Below are 17,607 nucleotides of genomic sequence, written 5' to 3'. Positions count from 1 at the left end.
GAACTCAATTGACAATGACCACGATGGGAAACGGAGCAGACGTTTGTGGCGTGCGATAGCCGTCGCATTTCGACACCAAACGCATGGAACGCCTCTAACCGCGTTCCATGCGGCGGGGTGAGTTATCAACTCCAGGCGTGAAGCGGCGGCTTTTCGTCGTTCAGGAAATAATTGCCGAGTATCGCATATTTCCATCGCACCGGATCATGCAGCGTATGCGTCCGGGCATTGCGCCAATGGCGGTCGAGCTGATGTTCGGCGAGCGTCGAGCGCGTACCCGCAAGTTCGAACAGTTTGTTGGTCGCAGCGATCGCGATTTCCGTCGACAATATTTTCGCCTCAGCCGTCACAATCTGCGCTTCTGCGACGGTCTCTGCGTTGGGGTTCTCAATGGCGCGATCGATGGCATAACCCGCCTTTTCGAGCAGCGCCTGAGCCGCATGAAGGCGAAGCGTGAGATCGCCGATAGCGTGGATCGTATAAGGATCGTCCGAAGCGCGTTCGAGACCGCTATCCACCCATGCACGGCTTTTGGTTCGCACGAAAGAGATCGTTTCGGCGATAGCCGCACTGGCGATACCCGTATCCACGGCGACCTGAATGATCTGGAAAATGGCCCCATCGGCAGTCGGCACTTCATAACCCTTGTAACCCGGCACCAGATGGGTTTTCGGGACCTTCACATCATTGAGGATGACGGTGCCCGACAGGGTTGTGCGCTGGCCGAAGGATGACCAATCGTCGATAACGTTCAGACCCGGAGCATCCCGCTCGGCAATTGCATACCAGGCTCGGCCCTGTTCATCGAGCGCGACGATAGGCACCAGATGCGCCAGCAAAGCACCAGACGAATAGAACTTCTGGCCATTGACCACAACATGATCACCGGCATCGACGAATTTCGTTTCAAAATCGGCGGCACGCTTGGACCCGAACTCGGAAAACGCGTTGCCGAAGCGGGTGCCGCGCAGTGCTTCGCCGAAGAGCAACTTCTGCTGCGCCTCGTCAGAAACCGTACGCACGGCGGCGAGAACACCAAGATGGTTTTGCGCAATCTGCCCTATGGAGGAATCGGCAGCGGAGACAATTTCGATCATCTTGGCGAGCGTCGCGTAAGAGACCTCCGGACCGCCAAATTTCCTCGGCACGTTAATCGACCACAGACCGCTTTGCGAAAAGGAATCCAGTTCCTTGACCGGCCAGATGCGGTCGCGGTCGCGGATGGCTGCACCCGGAGCGATTTCTGCCGCCAGCTTCTTCGCAATCTCGATGGCCTCCGCATCGCTTTTAATGACATAGGCGGGTTTGCCCGGTCGTGGCACAGCGGGCACGCCCCGGCTCACGTCCTTCGTATTCACATTGGAAATGGTCATCGCATGTCTCCTCGTTTTCGTTGAATTTCAATGGGCGAGCGCCACAGAACCCGAGACCGGTTTCTGTCCGAGATAAAAAGCCTTCACGTCGTCACGCGCTTTGAGATCGGCGGCACTGCCGGAGAGTACGCTGACACCGTTTTCAAGAATGACGGCCTTGTCGGCGTAGGTAAGCGCCACTGCCGAATTCTGTTCCGCGACAAGAATGGAAAGCCCGTCTTCGCGATTAAGCTTGCGCAATGTGCGGAAAATATCCTGTACGACACGCGGTGCCAGACCCATCGACGGCTCGTCAAGCACCAGCAATCGGGGGCGTGACATCAAGGCGCGTCCGATGGCGGTCATCTGCTGTTCGCCGCCGGAAGTGAGACCGGAAAGCGCCTGGCGCTTATCACGCAGCCGTGGAAAATAGGTATAGACTCGCTCAAGGTCCGTCGCGATTTCAGACCGTGAACCGCTCCGCCCGATCCCGCCCGTGACGAGGTTTTCCTCGACGCTCAAGCTTTTGAAGCAATGGCGGCCTTCGAGCACCTGCACCAGACCGAGCCGCACGAGACCTGCCGGCGTTTCGCGGGTGACATCCCGCCCCTCGAAGAAAATGCGCCCCGCGTTGACCTGCCCACGTTCTGCCGGAAGCAGGTTAGAGATGGCTTTCAATGTGGTCGTCTTGCCCGCACCGTTGGCGCCGAGAATGGCGAGAATTTCCCCCCGACCTATCGAAAGATCGACCCCATGCAGCGCCGTGATAGAATGATTATAGGTCGCGTGGAGGCCCTCAACGGACAGAAGCCCGTTTTCTCCCGAGTTTGCTTTGAGCCTGTGGGTTTCCAATGTCATGCCAAACTCCTCTGGCGGGCCAACCCCGCATAGCCGTAACTGGGCGGGCGACATCGTTGCCGCCCGCTCCACCCATGGCCTCAGTTGGTCGCAACATCCGCATCGGCAGCAGTGCGAAGCTTGATGCCTTTTTCTTTCGCATAGGCTTCCGAAGACTTCTCGATGATCGGGCGTAGCAAGGCCCAGTCAGGCGCGATCCAATCAGAAACGACATTCCACTTCTTACCGTCCCACTGCTGGAAGGTCACGTAGCCGTTGCCCTCGTGGTTATCCCAAGTGACATTGATGGAGTGGAACAGGTCTTTAGCACCCAAAGCTTCGACGCGCGCTGGATCGAGTTGCAGATGTTCGAAACCCCAGCGTACTTCATCGCCCGTCAAGGTTCTCTTTCCGAATTTCTCCTGCGCAATGCGTATAGCTTCGACGTTCAGGATGCCATTGACAATGCCAAGATTGTGGTAGACGGAACCGATACGGCTCTTGTCTTCCAGATTACCCTTACCCGCATCATAGACGGTCTTGACGATTTCCTTGACCACTGGGTAGTCGGCGCCCGATGCCTGTGTGGTGATGGCGGTATAACCCTTGGCCGCATCGCCTGCAGGAATGACGTCTTCTTCCGAGTTGGACCACACATTGCCGATGATGCGATCGACCGGAAAACCTGTTTTCGCTGCTGTTTTCAGAGCCACGGGATTCATCACACCCCAGCCGCGCAGCACGACATAATCCGGCTTGGCGCGGCGGATCGTAAGCCATTGTGATTGCTGCTCGTTACCCGGATGAGGAACCTCGATCTGCTGCAACTCGAAACCATATTTCTCGGCAAGCAGTTCATAGATCGGGATGGTTTCCTTGCCATAAGGCGAGCCGTGATAAAGTACCACGATCTTTTTACCCTTGAGACTATCAAGACCGCCTTCCTTGGAGGCGATGTAGTTCACGATGCCGGAGGTTTCGGAATAGGGATTGAGCAATAGCGGAAAGACATAAGGGAACACACGTCCATCGGTGGAATCCGTGCGCCCGTGATTAATTGTGATCAATGGCACCTTGTCCTGCGTGATACGGTCGATCATCGCATAGGCGATACCCACGGAAAGCGGGTTCCACGCGGCAATGCCAGGATTGCTTTTCAGACGCTCATAGGCTTCCACACCACGTTCAACCTCATACTGCGTTTCAGCTTCCGACCACGTCAGCTTGACCCCATTAACTCCACCATCGCGCGTGTTGATCAGATTGAGGTAATCGATGAACCCACCAAAGAAGCCAGTACCACCGGCAGCGTAAGGGCCGACGCGATAGCTTTGAAGCGGGAAATACTGCTCGTCTGCCTGCGCCGGAAACGCAAAAGAGGCAAGGCCGATACCAGCGGCGAGAGCCGCCATTTTGATTTTCGTGTATAGGGTCATTTCTGGACGTACTCCATCTATCGGGTGGGATAATCGCCACCCGGTTTCGTTCAGGATTTATGGACTTTGTTGGAAGCCTTCTGAGGCGCTTCCGGATATCACGACCGTCGGATAACTGCCGTAAAGCTCGCTTTCAGCCGATCCCAGAGCGACACAAGCCCGTCGGGCTCAAGGACCAGAAACAGGATGATGAAGACGCCGACGACAATGCGCTGCGTCATATCCAGCACGCCGGAATCGAACACGTCTCCGAGCAACAGTGCCCCAACCCTCGACAAGATCAGCGGGAAAACGACGATCAGTGCTGCGCCAAAGAAGGCGCCCCGTATCGATGCGAGGCCACCAATGATGATGATGAACAATATCTGGAACGAGCGGTCGAGATTGAAACCCGCCGTTTCCACCGTGCGCAGATAGGCAAAGGCCCATAGCACACCCGCCACCCCGATGATGAAAGAGGAAGTCGCAAAGGCGAGCAGCTTGGTCCGCAACACCGGCACACCGATGATCCGCGCTGCCGTTTCATTGTCGCGCACGGCAATGAAATTCCGTCCGGTCTGCGACGACACCAGGCGATAGGCGAGGAACGTGACCGCTACCACAATTGTCAGTGCGAAGAGATAGCGTCCGACTGGCCCCTCAAAGGCAATCCCCCCGATGGACAACGCCGGAGCATCAATGACGCCGGAGGCGGAATTGTTGGAAAACCATTCGAACTTGGTCAGCGCCCATTGTACGAAGAACTGGGCTGCGAGTGTAGAAACGGCAAGGTAGAAACCGCGCAAGCGCAGGCTCGGTAAGCCGAAGACAACGCCAATCGCCGCCGCCGCCAGTCCGGCAAAAACGATAGAAACCAGCAGCGGCAATCCATCCATGCGCAGATTGAAATTATAGGCCGCGAAAGCGCCCACTGCCATGAATGCCGCCGAGCCAAGTGAAACCTGCCCCGCATAGCCGGTCAGGAGGTTGAGCCCAACACCGGCGAGGCTCAAGGCCAGAAACGGCAGGAGAATGGCCTCAAAGAGATAGCTCGTGCCGATAAACGGTATGATGAGATAGGCCACTGCCAGCACCGCAAGCGGAGCGGCGTAACGCGGCAATGCAACTGGACTGGAGGAACTGGCTGCTATAATGGCCATGGTCAGACCCTTTCCACAAGCTTCTGGCCAAACAGACCTGAAGGGCGAATGAGAAGGAAGGCAAGTGCCACCACATAGGCAAACCAGCTCTCAATGCCGCCACCGAAATATTCCCCGATATAAACCTCCGCTAGCTTCTCTGACGCTCCCACCAGCAATCCGCCGACAATCGCACCAAGAATGGAATCGAAGCCGCCGAGTACCAGAACCGGTAAAGCCTTCAGCACGACCAGCGACAGCGAGAATTGCACGCCAAGGCGCGCGCCCCACAACAGGCCTGCGACCAGTGCGACCAGACCGGCAGCGGCCCAGACGCTGGCCCATATCCACGGCAGTTTGAGTCCAATGGCCAAGGCTGCGAACTGGTCGTCGGCAACGGCGCGAAAGCCAAGACCGATGCGCGTATAGCGGAAGAATGCTGATAGTAGCGCCACCATGCCAGCCGCAACAACTGCGGCAAAAATATCGAACTGGCTGATGAAAATGCCTCCAACATCGAAGGGCACATCTTGGATTCCGAGGTCAAGAGCGTGAACCTGTGTGCCCCATAGGAGCTGGGCTGCACCCTCAATGATATAGGACAGGCCGAGTGTAGCCATAAAGAGCGTGATCGGCGGCTTGTTGGTCAATGGCCGCAGTACACTGCGTTCAATGGCGATACCGATGATAACCATGGCGGCAAATGTAACGACAAAGGCTGCCCAGAACGGCACGCCCCGCTCCGTGAGGCTGACGAAAGTCAGCGCCGCGAAAAGCAGCAGCGCCCCTTGCGAGAAATTCAGCACACCGGACGTTTTATAAATCAACACAAACCCGATGGCGACAAGGGAATACATGACGCCGGACAACAGCCCGCCAATCAGCACTTCCGTGAAGAACATCCAATCAAAATCAGCCATCAGATGCCCTCCCCATCTTCATTTTCCGGCGCCACACCAAGATATGCATCAATGACATGCTGATCGGATGCGATCTCCTGCGGCGTGCCATCGGCAATCTTGCGCCCGTAATTGAGTACTGCAATGCGGTCTGAGAGGCCCATCACAACGCCGATGTCATGCTCGATCAGCACGACGGTAATGTCATATTCGTCCCTCGCCAGGCGGATATAATCGGCAAGCTCGTTCTTTTCGGTGGCGGTCATACCGGCCATCGGCTCATCAAGAAGCAGGATACGCGGCGCGGCGGTCAATGCACGGGCAAGTTCAACACGCTTTTGCAGACCATAGGGCAAAGTGCCTGCCAGCCGGTCGGCATAGGACGACAGATGCAGAAATTCGATGACGCGACTTGCCCGTTCGCGGGCATCCGCCTGCGCGCGGCGAGCCTGGGGCAATCCCACGATCTGGCTCAAAAAATTCGAGCGATTGGCAAAGGCGCGTCCGGACGCGACATTGTCGAGAACACTCAGACCCTTGAACAAAGCGAGGTTTTGAAAGGTACGCGCAACGCCAAGATGCGCAAGCTTTTGGGTCGGCACCGGATCATAGATCCTACCACCAATGGCGACCTGACCACGACTGGGCCGGTATACGCCCGAAATGACATTGATGAGCGAACTTTTTCCGGCACCGTTCGGTCCGATGATCGCGCGAATTTCTCCCTGCCGGACACTGAGATCAACATCCTGCAAGGCAACAACGCCCCCGAATGATAGGCCTATGCCGCGCAGTTCCAGCGCAAGTTCGCGCCGCGGCGAGGTGGCCGTAGCTTCAGCCGCCACCCGCGCTTCTGCGCTCGCTTCCGCATCAGTATCTGCAATCAGGAAATGCAATGCCGACATTGTTCGTTCCGTGTTTTACTCGAATTCAATCAGGGCATTTCGGCGGACAAACGGACATAACCGTCCGTCCGCGAACACGATTGCGTCCGCGTTAAGCGGGAGCGACGGCAATAACCGTCGCTCCATAATTCGTTTTGATCTATTCGGCGGCGAGGGCCGCGTTGTCTTCCGCTTCTTCCAGCGCGCGCACCAGCGGAATGACGTGCTTGCCGAAATATTCGACTTCTTCCTGGAAGTGAAGGAAACCGAGCAGGATAAGATCGGCACCGGCGCGTTTCAGCTTGACCACGCGTTCAGCCACCTGCTGCGGCGTGCCGATCAGGTTGGAGCGGAAACCGTCATTATACTGGACAAGATCATCAAAGCTGGACTTTGCCCAATTGCCTTCGCCTTCGGGCGAGGACTTGCCAGCATTCTTGACCTCGTGACCGAAAGCATTGACCGCTTCGGGATTGGCCTTTTCAATGATCTCGGCGAGAACGGCCTTTGCCTCTTCTTCCGTGTCACGAACGATGGCAAAGGCATTGACGCCGACGCGAACCGAATGGTTGTTTTCCGCCGCCTTGGTTTGAATGTCATCGACCTGCTTGGCGATTTCCTCCGGCGTATTGCCATTGGTAAAATACCAGTCGGAAACCCGTGATGCCATATCGCGCGCAGCACGCGACGAGCCGCCCTGAAAGATCTCAGGTTGTGGATCAATGGGCTTTGGCTTCAGCGAATAGTTGTTGAAGCGATAGAAATCACCATGGAATGAATAGCTGTCTTCGGTCCAGATGCCGCGCAGCGCTCGAATGAATTCCTCCGAGCGGCGGTAACGCTCATCGTGGTCATACCATGGCTCGCCAATGGCGTGGAACTCGCCACGGAACCAACCGCTGACGACATTCACCGCAACGCGACCATTGGTGAGGTGGTTGATCGTCGCGATCTGCTTGGCAGCAAGCGCCGGATTCCATGGTCCGGGCAGAATGGCTGCAATCACCTTCAGCGTTTTGGTGGATTCAAGAAGTGCGTGGCTGAATGATACGGATTCATGCTGGAATTCCGCACCATAGCCCGCCGTGAAGCGAATCTGGCTCAACGCATATTCGAAGCCATTTTCCTCGGCGACCTGCGCCAGCTTGCGGTTATAATCAATCGTCCAGCTGGTGCGCTGTTCAATATTTGAAATGACAAGACCGCCAGAGACATTCGGCACCCAATAGGCAAATTTCACGGGATTTCTGCTGCGTTCTGTCATGGTTTAACTCCTTAGGTGATCATCAATTCGCAATGGCTTCGCCCGGCACGACGCGAAGCGTCCGGTCGCCCGTTTCCGACGACGCAACGGTGCGGGGTATGGCAGGTGAAAGATCGAATAGTTCCGAAACAGCCCGCTCAATGCGCGCTTCAACGGCTGGATTGGAAAGAATATATTCAGTGAAATCCGCTTCGACGGCATAGACCGTTGTTGGAATGGTGACGGCACCGAAAAACCCAAACAACGGGCGAAACTGATGTTCCAACATCAGCCCGTGCAGCGGTGAGCCGCCCGTCGCGGCAAGAACAACGCGCCGTCCCTGCAAGGCACGAAAATCAACAAGATCAAAGAGATGCTTCAGCGCACCGGTATAGGATGCGCGATAGACGGGCGAGCCGACCACAAGCACATCCGCAGCCTCGACAGCGTCGATGATAGCACGGCCAGCAGCATCCAGCTGATCGGCGCGCAATGCACGGAACAGAACCGGCGCGGCGTCGACCAGATCAATTCTGTCTATCTCGACACTCGCGCCGCGGGCGATGCCCGCGAGAATATCGTCAACCAGTCGTGCCGTCCGCGACGGTCGCTTGACGCTGCCATAGATGCCTAAAACCTTCATACAATCACTCCTTGGAGAGCCTATTGTCTATGGATTTAGTAAAGTATCAAAGGCAGCTATTCCAAAGTCACGGGCGTCCGTGGAATGGAATCCCTCTATATGTGAGAAGATGAACAACGGAAATGGCCCGCGGCCAACCTCATCTATACTGATGCGTTCATGATGTTTCGGGCTCTGCGGCTCTAAATGCCACCGCAAATACGCGGTGGCGCACGAACGTCTTCCGCAACAGACCTCGCAACCGGATTAGCTTTCATACGCGTCTTATAACGGCCGAGACCACGGCAAGTAAAAAATAATGGCCAGCGTATGATAGGTGACCACGGAACCGCCTAGGCTCCGGCGGTCTATCGTGGCGAGCCAATCGCCTTTATTAGATCGGCATTGAATCGCTCGGGATCCTGCATCTGCGGGCTGTGACCATAATCAGGATAGGTGATCAGTTGCGAATTGGGAATGCGCGCCTGAGCCTCCTCTGCCAATACCGGATAATTGCCAAGCGTTGCCGCAAGTTCGGGATCCGCACGGTTCTTGCCCATCGCCGTATTGTCTTTCAGGCCGATCATCAGCACTGTCGGCACACGCAGCTTGTCGAATTCATGGACAACAGGCTGGTTGAACACCATGTCAGCAGTTAAAGCCTGATGCCAGGCTACGATATTTCCGCCCGGCCCTTCATACATGGACGCCAGCATATCGACGGGCCGGTCGAATTCGGGTTTCCACGTGCCAGCATAATAAGTCGATTGCTGATAGGCCTTGATGCTTGCCCGCGTCACCTTCAGTTCAGTGGCGTATAGTTGATCGATGGTCGCATTCGGAACGCCCTTGGCACGCCAATCTTCCATCCCCAACGGATTGACCACGACCAGCTTCTGGAGTTCATCCGGATATTGCAGCGCGTAGCGTATGGCCAGCATACCGCCCATCGAATGCCCGACCAGAACTGGCTTTTCGATGTTAAGTGCAGTCAGAAGCTGGTGCGTGTTGTCAGCAAGCGCATGCAGACCATATTGATAACGCGCTGGCTTCGTTGATTTACAGAACCCGATCTGGTCGGGAGCAATCACTCTGTACCCCTCACCGTTGAGGGCTTTGATGGTTGTTTCCCATGTGCCGCCGCAGAAGTTCTTGCCATGCAGAAGAACGGCCGTCTGGCCGTTGGCATTTTCCGGGCGGGCGTCGATATAGGCCATCGTCATGGCCTCGTTCTGACTGAGAATGGTTTGGTGCTGGACCGGCCAACCATAATCGAAATCACCAAGCAAAGGGTCCGCCATGGCAGGTGTTGCAATTCCCAATGCGATTGCCATCATCATCGGGATTGTGAGTGATACAGTCATTTGGGTCTCCAATTGCTCGTTTCAACAGCCAAAGTCACGATATTCGCCATTTGCAATACCAACATGGTTTCGTGACCGCTGCATGGGCTGCCGCAATCACGAAACCGTTGGTGAGGATTACCTTGGCTTACTGGTCGATAAAGTCGGCAAGCAGCGCGTTGACTTCAGTTGCCGATTCTTCAAGCAGCCAATGGCCGGTGTCTGGGAGAATGGTCGAACCAAGCTTGCTGGGGTCCTTTACGAAGCGGGCTGCCAGTTGCTTCGGCAGAACGTCGTTTACGCCCTTGGCACCGCTGATCGAATAGACCGGGATGGTCAGTTGTTTGCCGGCGGCAAGCAGCGCTTCGTTTTGGCGGGCGCTGTCCGAATGTGACTGATAATAGCCAAAGGCGGCGCGCAGATTGGCGCGGGTCGAATAGGGTTCGATCAGCTCATCCAGTAGTTCCGGTGTGAAGACGTCCCTCTTGCCCGCATATTCCTTGATGAAGTAGCTCATGAACAGCACCGGATCTGTGGAGACCATTTTCTCGGCAATATCGCCGAAGGAGAAATAGCCGAAATGCCAGCCGAGGCCCGGACCATTTGGCGTCAAACCTGGATAGGTCCACATCGCCTTGTCAGGGATCGGCGAATCCATGAACACGACCTTCTTGATGATATCCTGATTGTTAGCGACCATCGGATAGGATGCCGAGTTGCACAGGTCGTGGCAGACATAGGTGAAAGGTTGATTGTCGGTCAGGCTTTTGATCGCGCCCAGAAGATAGGCGCTCATCTGCTCTGCGTCATATCGCTTGGCCGATGGCTCCGACTGACCTAAACCCGGCAGGTCGATTGCGATGACCTGATGGTTGGCAGAGAATTTCTCCAGAGCCGGTTGCCACATTTTCCAGGTAGAGCCGAAGCCGTGCACGAAGATGATCGGATCGCCCTTACCTTCGCCGCCGCGCACATAGTGGAGGCGGATGCCGTCGGTTTCGACCATGCCGCTTTCGAACCCCTCAGGAACGGCATATTGACCGCGCTTTTCGGCTTTGACTTTGGCCAGGTTCGCCTTGGAAACTTCCGGCGGCGTGTTGATGGAAGGCAATACGTTTTCTTGCGCCAGAACTGGCGATGAAAATAGCATCGTGGCGCTCAGCAAAGCACCAGCAGACAGGATTTTGGAAAACACGGTTTCGTCCTTTCTTGAAAAAGCCCGACACGAATGATCTCGGGCAGAATGACCCGGTGCGCCTACAGTTGCTTCATGAGTGCGACGCCGAAGCCAAAGGGAGGGAACCTGAAGATCAGGCGACCAGCGAACGTCCAGCATAGGGCGGATAATCGACATAGCCCGCGCGTCCGCCACCGTAATATGTTGCGCGATCAGGCTCTGCCAGAGGCCAGTTGTTGCGCAGCCGCTCGACCAGATCAGGATTGGCGATGAATGGCTGGCCGAACGCCGCAAGGTCAATCAATCCGGCATCAAGCAGACGCTGAGCACGCGCCTGATCCAGACCGCCAGCTAGGATGAGCGCCGTATTCGGCAACAACGGACGCCATTGTTCCATCAAGCCATGAATGGCATCACTGACAGGGCGTTCGCCATAAGGCAGCTTGACCTGCCCAGATTGATCCATGACATGAACATAGGCCACGCCGCGCTGGCCCAGTTCCGCTGCCAGAGCGACATAAGTCTCTTCGAGGTCCGGGAACAGTGGATTGTCGTGAATGGTGCCATAAGGCGACAGACGAATGGCAACGCGGCTGGCGCCAATGGCTTCCGATACCGCATCGACGGTTTCGAGCACAAAGCGCAGGCGCCCTTCGATGGTTTTGGCGGAATAGATATCGTCGCGGTCATTGACCAGAGGGTTAATGAACTGTTCCAGCAGGTAGCCATTGGCACCATGCAGTTCCACGCCGTCGAAGCCCGCATCGATTGCATTGCGTGCTGCCTGCACAAAGTCACCGATCACCCGTTTCACTTCTTCAGTCGTAAGGGCACGCGGCTCCGAGACCGGCACGAAGTCGGGCTCACCATTCGCATTACGAACAAAAGACATAGCGCCTGACGCCACTCGGCCTGTTGAACTGACGGGTGCCTTGCCGTCTTCCTGAATGGACCGGTTGGAAATGCGGCCAACATGCCAGAGCTGCGCGAAAATACGACCGCCTGCGCTGTGAACAGACTGGGTAACCAGACGCCAGCCCTTGATTTGTTCTTCGCTGAAAATACCGGGATTGAAAAGATAGCCCTGCCCTTCACGCGAAATCGGCGTACCTTCGGTGACGATCAGCCCCGCTGTCGCGCGCTGGCTGTAATAGAGCGCAACCAACTCGTCAGCCGCGCCACTAAAACTCCGCGAACGAGTCATCGGCGCCATGACAATGCGATTGGGCAGCGCAAGGCCCGAAAGGTTAAACGGCTTGAAAAGGCTGCTCATGTTCTGGTTCTCCTGAACTGGCGTTCGTCAATTTTCTGACAGCCTTTATATCGGCGTTGACGAGATAGCTTAATGGCGCTTGAATTCGGATCATTGTGGAAGGATTTTCCGGAATGAAATTGAAATTGGATAATATCGGCGCACTCCAGACATTCGTACATGCCGCCGAAAAGAGAAGTTTTCGTGAGGCTGGCCAGATTGTAGGCCTGTCGGCTTCTGCTGTTGGTAAATCGGTGCAAAAGCTTGAAGAGCAGCTCGGCGTGCGACTGTTTCATCGCTCGACGCGCTCAATCGCACTTACCACCGAAGGAAAACTGTTTCTTGAACGGTGCCGCCGCGTTCTGGGCGAACTGGAAGTGGCGCAGGCAGAGTTGTCTCAGTCATCTCAGGGCACCCACGGACGCCTGAAAATCGGCTTGCCCATTTCATCCACGCTGCTGGTGTCAGCCGTCAGCGCTTTTATGAAGGCCTATCCGGAAGTTGATCTCGAGTTGGATATCAGCGACCGCTTTGCCGATGTCATTGACGAAGGGTTCGACGTGGTGATCCGCACCGGAAAACCGAAGGATAGTCGCCTGCTTTACAAGAAGGTCGGGGAGTTTTCGTGGTGTCTCGTCGCCTCACCGGACTATATCGCCCGATGCGGCGCGCCTAAGTCCATTGCCGATCTCCAGAACCATCGCTGCCTCCGGCACCGTTATTCGGAAACCGGTAAGATTGCTCCCTGGGAACTGGCCGGTCAGGACGACGAGAACTCGAGGGCGCCGGAAACATTCACTGTAACCACCGTCGATTCCATTATACAATTGGTTTTGGATGGAAACGGCATCGCCATGCTGCCAAGCTTTTCCGCTAAAAGCAGAATACGGGATGGTTCATTGGTCGATGTTCTGCCGGGCGCGGCCAACAATACCGGGATATTTTATCTTCTTTGGCCTGCAAGCCGCTATCCACTGGCGCGAGTACGGGCTTTTTTGGATTTCGTTTCAAAATATCTTACAGAGCAACTCGCCTGACAGCCGATTTCCGGCACCGACGCTCATTAGGGACAAGAGCGAGCGCCTCATCGGCGCGAGCCGACGCGCGCTGCACAAAGCCATTGAACGGGACAAATCCGACATTACATCCAGGCGCGCTCATTCCTTCCTGAGCGCGCTCAAATATCCGCCCACCATCGTTTACGCTCTGCTCGGTATCTCCTGCGAATATTTGGCCCTGCCCATCACAAGAGTGTAGACCACAGGCACCACGAAGAGGGTCAACAAGGTGCCGAAGGACATACCACCAACAATCACCCAGCCGATGGCCTGACGGCTTTGCGCACCGGCCCCGGTCGCGATGGCAAGCGGGATAGCGCCAAGCACCATTGCCCCTGTGGTCATGAGGATCGGGCGCAGACGCATCACCGCCGCCTCCACCACAGCTTCGGCAGCGTCCCGCCCCTGGTCACGCATATGATTGGCGAACTCAACAATCAGAATACCATGTTTGGTAATCAGCCCGACGAGTGTGACCAGACCAATTTGGCTATAGACATTCATGCTCGCGCCCGCGAACCACAGCGCCAGCAAGGCCCCCGCGATTGAAAGCGGAACCGTCAGCAGAATGATGAATGGGCTGACAAAGCTTTCAAACTGCGCTGCCAGAACCAGATAAATAAACAGGATAGCCAGGCCGAACACGAACAGAATACTCGAATTGGAGCTGGTGAAATCGCGCGACTCCCCTTCCAGATCATACTGCGCATAGGTCGGGAATGTTTCATTCGCCGTGTTTTGCAGATAGGTCAGCGCCTCGCCCAGTGAATAATCGGGAGCCAGACCCGCACTGATCGTTGCAGAGCGCAGCCGGTTGAAACGATAGAGATTGGCCGGTTCCACACTTTCAGTGACGGTCACCAGATTGGACAGCGGAATGAGTTGGCCCGACGAGCCGCGCATATTGACGACATTGATGGAATCCGGCGTTGCGCGGTCGCTGGCGTCAAGCTGGACAAGAACATCCGATTGTTCACCGTCCCGGTCGATACGCGTGACCTGACGACTACCAAACATCGTTTCCAGTGTGCGCCCGACATCGGAAACCTGCAGACCCGCCTCACGGATTTTCTCGCGGTTCATGTTGATTTCCATGCGAGGCTTGTTGAGATCGAGGTTCGATTCAACATTGATCAATCCCGGGTTCTCTTTGATGCGTTCAACGAAATCGGTCGCCAGCTGGTTCAGATCTTCATAGCTCGACGAAGACTGGATCACGAACTGAACCGGATTGTTGGCACCTGCGCCGCTGCCACGCGATGTCGTCAGCGACGGCATGTTGAAGGCAAATGCACGCAAGCCCGGAATCGCACTTGCCTGAGCATTGGCCTCTCTGACGATTTCCTGCTGGCTGCGTTCGCGATCCCCCCAATCTTCTAGCAAACCGAATACGCTCATGCCCGTCACCTGCGGAAAACCATAGACCGAAAAATAGGTACTGATTTCCGGTATTTTCGCTATGATTGCTTCGGCTTCCTTGCCGTAACGCTGCGTGAATTGCAGCGTCGAACCTTCCGGTGCAGTTCCCGCAATACGGACCACACCGCGATCTTCAATCGGCGCAAGTTCGCTTGGTAGGCTTATATAGAGGAACCCCGCCAGGGCCGCTGTCGATGCAGCGCCGATCAGCACGATCAGCTTGTGACGCATGGCGAGCCCAAGCGCGCGTCGGTAATTCTCATTGAGACGGTCGAGAAATCCTTCCAGGGCGCGTGAAATCCGGCCCTGATTTTCATTGTGACGCAACAGCTTGCCGCACATCATCGGCGTCAGCGTCAGAGCCACGAAGCCGGAAACCAGCACTGCACCAGCGAGCGTCAGGGCGAACTCGATGAACAATTGCCCAGTCCGGCCTTCGGTGAAAGCAATCGGCACATAGACAGCAGCCAGTGTAAGCGTCATCGCGATGACGGCGAAGGCGATTTCTCCCGTACCGGCAATGGCTGCCTGTACCGGGGTTTCGCCTTCTTCGATGCGCCTGTGCACGTTTTCCAGAACGACGATTGCATCATCCACCACCAGACCAATAGCCAGCACCATGGCGAGCAAGGTCAGTGTGTTGATACTGAAGCCGAAGGCAAACATGATTGCCAGCGTTGTGATGAGCGAAACCGGTATCGTTACGATTGGGATAAGACTCGCCCGCACCGAACGCAGGAAGAAGAAGATCACCATGATGACGAGGACAATCGCCTCCCCGATCGTGGTGAACACCGCCTCAATGGATCGATCGATGAAGATCGACGTGTCATAAGTGACGTCCGCCCTCATTCCGGTCGGCAGACTTTCTTGAATGGTCGGCAACACTGCGCGCACGGCATTGGCAACGTCAAGCGGGTTGGCTGTCGCCTGTTTCACCACGCCAATGGATACGGCGGTTTCACCTTCCTTGAAGGTCGCCTGCCGTTCATCGGCAGCCCCAAGTTCTGCCCTTCCAATATCACGCAAGCGCACGGGATAACCATTCACGACATTGATGATGATATTTGCAAATTCTTCAGGCGTCGTCAGAGCCGTATTGGCGAGAAGCGTGAACTCCCGGTCCTTGCTTTCGATACGCCCCGCAGGCACTTCGACATTCTGGTTTTCAAGCGCCGTTTCGACGTCCTGAACCGTCAGGCCATAACCTGCCAGCTTGCGCGCATCGATCCAGACGCGCATCGCATATTCACGTGCACCGAGAATGCGGGCTTCCGAAACGCCGGGCAAATTCTGGATTCGGTCAACAACTGTTCGATTGAGAACGTCGGTGATTTCAAGTCCTGAATGGCGATCACTTGTAAAAGCCACATACATGATGGGCTGCGCATCCGCTTCGACCTTGGCTACAATAGGCTCATCGATCTCGTCTGGAAGATTGCGCCTTGCGCGGGACACGCGGTCGCGGACTTCTGCAGCCGCGACTTCGGGGTCGGTCCCCAGGGTAAAGCGCACCGTGATAGCGCTGGTTTCGGCGCGACTTGTCGATGACACCACGTCGATACCGGCAATGCCGGAAAGCTGCGTTTCCAGAACCTGCGTCACCTGACTTTCCACGATTTCGGCATTGGCGCCGGAATAGGTCGTGGAAACCGAAACCGTCGGTTCTTCAACATCGGGGTATTCGCGGGTGCTCAACCGCTCATAGGATACGATGCCGAGCAGCACGAGAACAAGGCTCAGAACAGTCGCGAAGACTGGCCGGCGGACACACATTTCCCATATGGACATTAGACCGAGCCCTCCGCGCCTGCTCCCTGAACGCTGACCTTGCTGCCGTTCTGCAATTTCTGCTGACCAGCGGTCACAACACGCGCATCCTTGTCGAGCCCAGAGACAATCTCGACCATACCGTCAAGCCGCTGCCCCAGTATCACCGTAACGACTTCGACCGTATCGTCCGCATTGATGCGATAGACGGTCTGTGTTTCGCCGCTTGGCACAATGGCGCTTTCCGGCACCAGCATAGCATCAGCCTTGGTGCCAGTCGTGACATTGACGCGCACGAAAAGGCCCGGTCGCAACTTCAGATCAGGATTGGCGATAAGCGCGCGCATACGAATGGAACGACCGGTTTCGTCGATGGACGGTTCGATGGCATAGACCTGACCTTGAAACCGCTGGTCTGGCAGCGCGTCCGCAACCACCGAAACCTGCTGCTGGGGCGTAATATCCGCCAGCGCCACTTCCGGTAAGGTGAACTCAGCCACAAGCGGATCGATCTGATCAAGCTTGGCAAGGTTGGTGGATCCAGCCGTAACATAAGCGCCAACGCTGACGGAGCGCAGACCGACCACGCCATCGAAGGGCGCCTTGATCGAAGTCTGCGCTAGCTGCGCTTCGGCCAGTGCCAGAGCAGCTTCGGTGTTGCGCAGATTTGCCTGCGCTTCCTCCAGAGCCTGCGTCGCGCTGATACCGCGCTTCGATAGGGCTTCCGTCCTGTCAAAGGTGGATTTGGCAAGCACATTTGCCGCCCGGGCTGACTGTACGGAAGCGCTCAGGATCGACGTATCTAGCTGGAAGAGGACGCTGCCCGCTTGAACACGCTGGCCTTCTTCGAACAGAATCTTGTCCACGCGCCCGCCGATTTCCGATGCCAGCGTAACGGATTCTTTGGCGCGAAGGCTGCCGACTGCCGAGATGATGCTGTCCAGATCCCGTGTTTCCACGGTTGCAGCTTCGACAGCTGTCGCTCTTGCTGGAGTTGGTGCAGCCGCTGCCGTCGTCGCCTCAGCTGAGGTCTTTTGCATGCCCTGCCATGCGAAATAAGCTCCGACGAGGAACAGCCCCAATATAAATAGCAGTAAACCGCGTTTCCCAGATTTCATATGTCGGTGCCTTTTCATCCGTCGAGGCCGTAAGATCCGACCCCGACTTGATAGGGGACGATAGCCAAATATACGCTTC

14 protein-coding genes are annotated in these 17,607 nt (G+C 56.1%); 1 reads left to right on the top strand and 13 read right to left on the bottom strand.

Annotated elements, in window-relative coordinates:
• Nucleotides 1-125: 125 nt before the first annotated feature.
• From ABWW11_RS11145 to ABWW11_RS11095, 11 genes are all read right to left on the bottom strand, one after another.
• Nucleotides 126-1,373, bottom strand: a complete 1,248-nt coding sequence (locus ABWW11_RS11145; RefSeq protein ID WP_109366179.1) for an SfnB family sulfur acquisition oxidoreductase — start codon at nt 1,371-1,373, stop codon at nt 126-128.
• A gap of 27 nt (nt 1,374-1,400) precedes the next feature.
• Nucleotides 1,401-2,210 carry an ABC transporter ATP-binding protein gene (locus ABWW11_RS11140; protein ID WP_109366180.1) on the bottom strand — a complete coding sequence of 270 codons (810 nt, stop codon included), beginning with the start codon at nt 2,208-2,210 and terminating at the stop codon, nt 1,401-1,403.
• Nucleotides 2,211-2,290: 80 nt separating this feature from the next.
• Complete coding sequence (locus tag ABWW11_RS11135; protein WP_181375978.1) at nt 2,291-3,625, bottom strand: ABC transporter substrate-binding protein; 1,335 nt, start codon at nt 3,623-3,625, stop codon at nt 2,291-2,293.
• A 98-nt stretch (nt 3,626-3,723) separates the two neighbouring features.
• Complete coding sequence (locus ABWW11_RS11130) at nt 3,724-4,764, bottom strand: branched-chain amino acid ABC transporter permease (protein ID WP_109366182.1); 1,041 nt, start codon at nt 4,762-4,764, stop codon at nt 3,724-3,726.
• A 2-nt stretch (nt 4,765-4,766) separates the two neighbouring features.
• The gene (locus tag ABWW11_RS11125) at nt 4,767-5,663 is read right to left on the bottom strand and encodes a branched-chain amino acid ABC transporter permease (RefSeq protein WP_319080301.1); all 897 of its coding nucleotides are present in this window, start codon (nt 5,661-5,663) and stop codon (nt 4,767-4,769) included.
• Nucleotides 5,663-6,547: an ABC transporter ATP-binding protein gene (locus ABWW11_RS11120; protein ID WP_109366184.1), complete on the bottom strand. Its 885-nt coding sequence runs from the start codon at nt 6,545-6,547 to the stop codon at nt 5,663-5,665. Before ABWW11_RS11120 ends, ABWW11_RS11125 begins: the two co-directional genes overlap by 1 nt.
• Nucleotides 6,548-6,686: 139 nt before the next feature.
• The gene (sfnG, locus tag ABWW11_RS11115) at nt 6,687-7,790 is read right to left on the bottom strand and encodes a dimethylsulfone monooxygenase SfnG (protein ID WP_109366185.1); all 1,104 of its coding nucleotides are present in this window, start codon (nt 7,788-7,790) and stop codon (nt 6,687-6,689) included.
• A gap of 22 nt (nt 7,791-7,812) precedes the next feature.
• Nucleotides 7,813-8,412, bottom strand: a complete 600-nt coding sequence (gene msuE / locus ABWW11_RS11110; protein ID WP_109366186.1) for an FMN reductase — start codon at nt 8,410-8,412, stop codon at nt 7,813-7,815.
• 347 nt (nt 8,413-8,759) lie between these two features.
• The gene (locus ABWW11_RS11105) at nt 8,760-9,755 is read right to left on the bottom strand and encodes an alpha/beta fold hydrolase (RefSeq protein ID WP_210205541.1); all 996 of its coding nucleotides are present in this window, start codon (nt 9,753-9,755) and stop codon (nt 8,760-8,762) included.
• 127 nt (nt 9,756-9,882) lie between these two features.
• Nucleotides 9,883-10,929 carry an alpha/beta fold hydrolase gene (locus tag ABWW11_RS11100; RefSeq protein WP_209445973.1) on the bottom strand — a complete coding sequence of 349 codons (1,047 nt, stop codon included), beginning with the start codon at nt 10,927-10,929 and terminating at the stop codon, nt 9,883-9,885.
• A 115-nt stretch (nt 10,930-11,044) separates the two neighbouring features.
• A complete protein-coding gene (locus ABWW11_RS11095; protein ID WP_109366188.1) occupies nt 11,045-12,184 on the bottom strand; it encodes an alkene reductase in 1,140 nt (379 codons plus the stop codon).
• Nucleotides 12,185-12,279: 95 nt separating this feature from the next.
• On the opposite strand from ABWW11_RS11095, the gene ABWW11_RS11090 reads away from it, so the two are divergent.
• Nucleotides 12,280-13,200 carry a LysR family transcriptional regulator gene (locus tag ABWW11_RS11090; protein ID WP_244597050.1) on the top strand — a complete coding sequence of 307 codons (921 nt, stop codon included), beginning with the start codon at nt 12,280-12,282 and terminating at the stop codon, nt 13,198-13,200.
• 162 nt (nt 13,201-13,362) lie between these two features.
• On the opposite strand, the gene ABWW11_RS11085 is transcribed toward ABWW11_RS11090, so the two are convergent.
• Both ABWW11_RS11085 and ABWW11_RS11080 read right to left on the bottom strand, forming a co-directional pair.
• Nucleotides 13,363-16,431, bottom strand: a complete 3,069-nt coding sequence (locus ABWW11_RS11085) for an efflux RND transporter permease subunit (protein WP_319080300.1) — start codon at nt 16,429-16,431, stop codon at nt 13,363-13,365.
• Nucleotides 16,431-17,450: an efflux RND transporter periplasmic adaptor subunit gene (locus tag ABWW11_RS11080; RefSeq protein WP_181375979.1), complete on the bottom strand. Its 1,020-nt coding sequence runs from the start codon at nt 17,448-17,450 to the stop codon at nt 16,431-16,433. Before ABWW11_RS11080 ends, ABWW11_RS11085 begins: the two co-directional genes overlap by 1 nt.
• Between the last annotated feature and the right edge of the window lie 157 nt (nt 17,451-17,607).

This window comes from Brucella sp. NBRC 113783 (assembly GCF_040372265.1).
GTDB lineage: Bacteria > Pseudomonadota > Alphaproteobacteria > Rhizobiales > Rhizobiaceae > Brucella > Brucella teleogrylli.
This window is presented reverse-complemented; position numbering and strand designations above follow the sequence as displayed.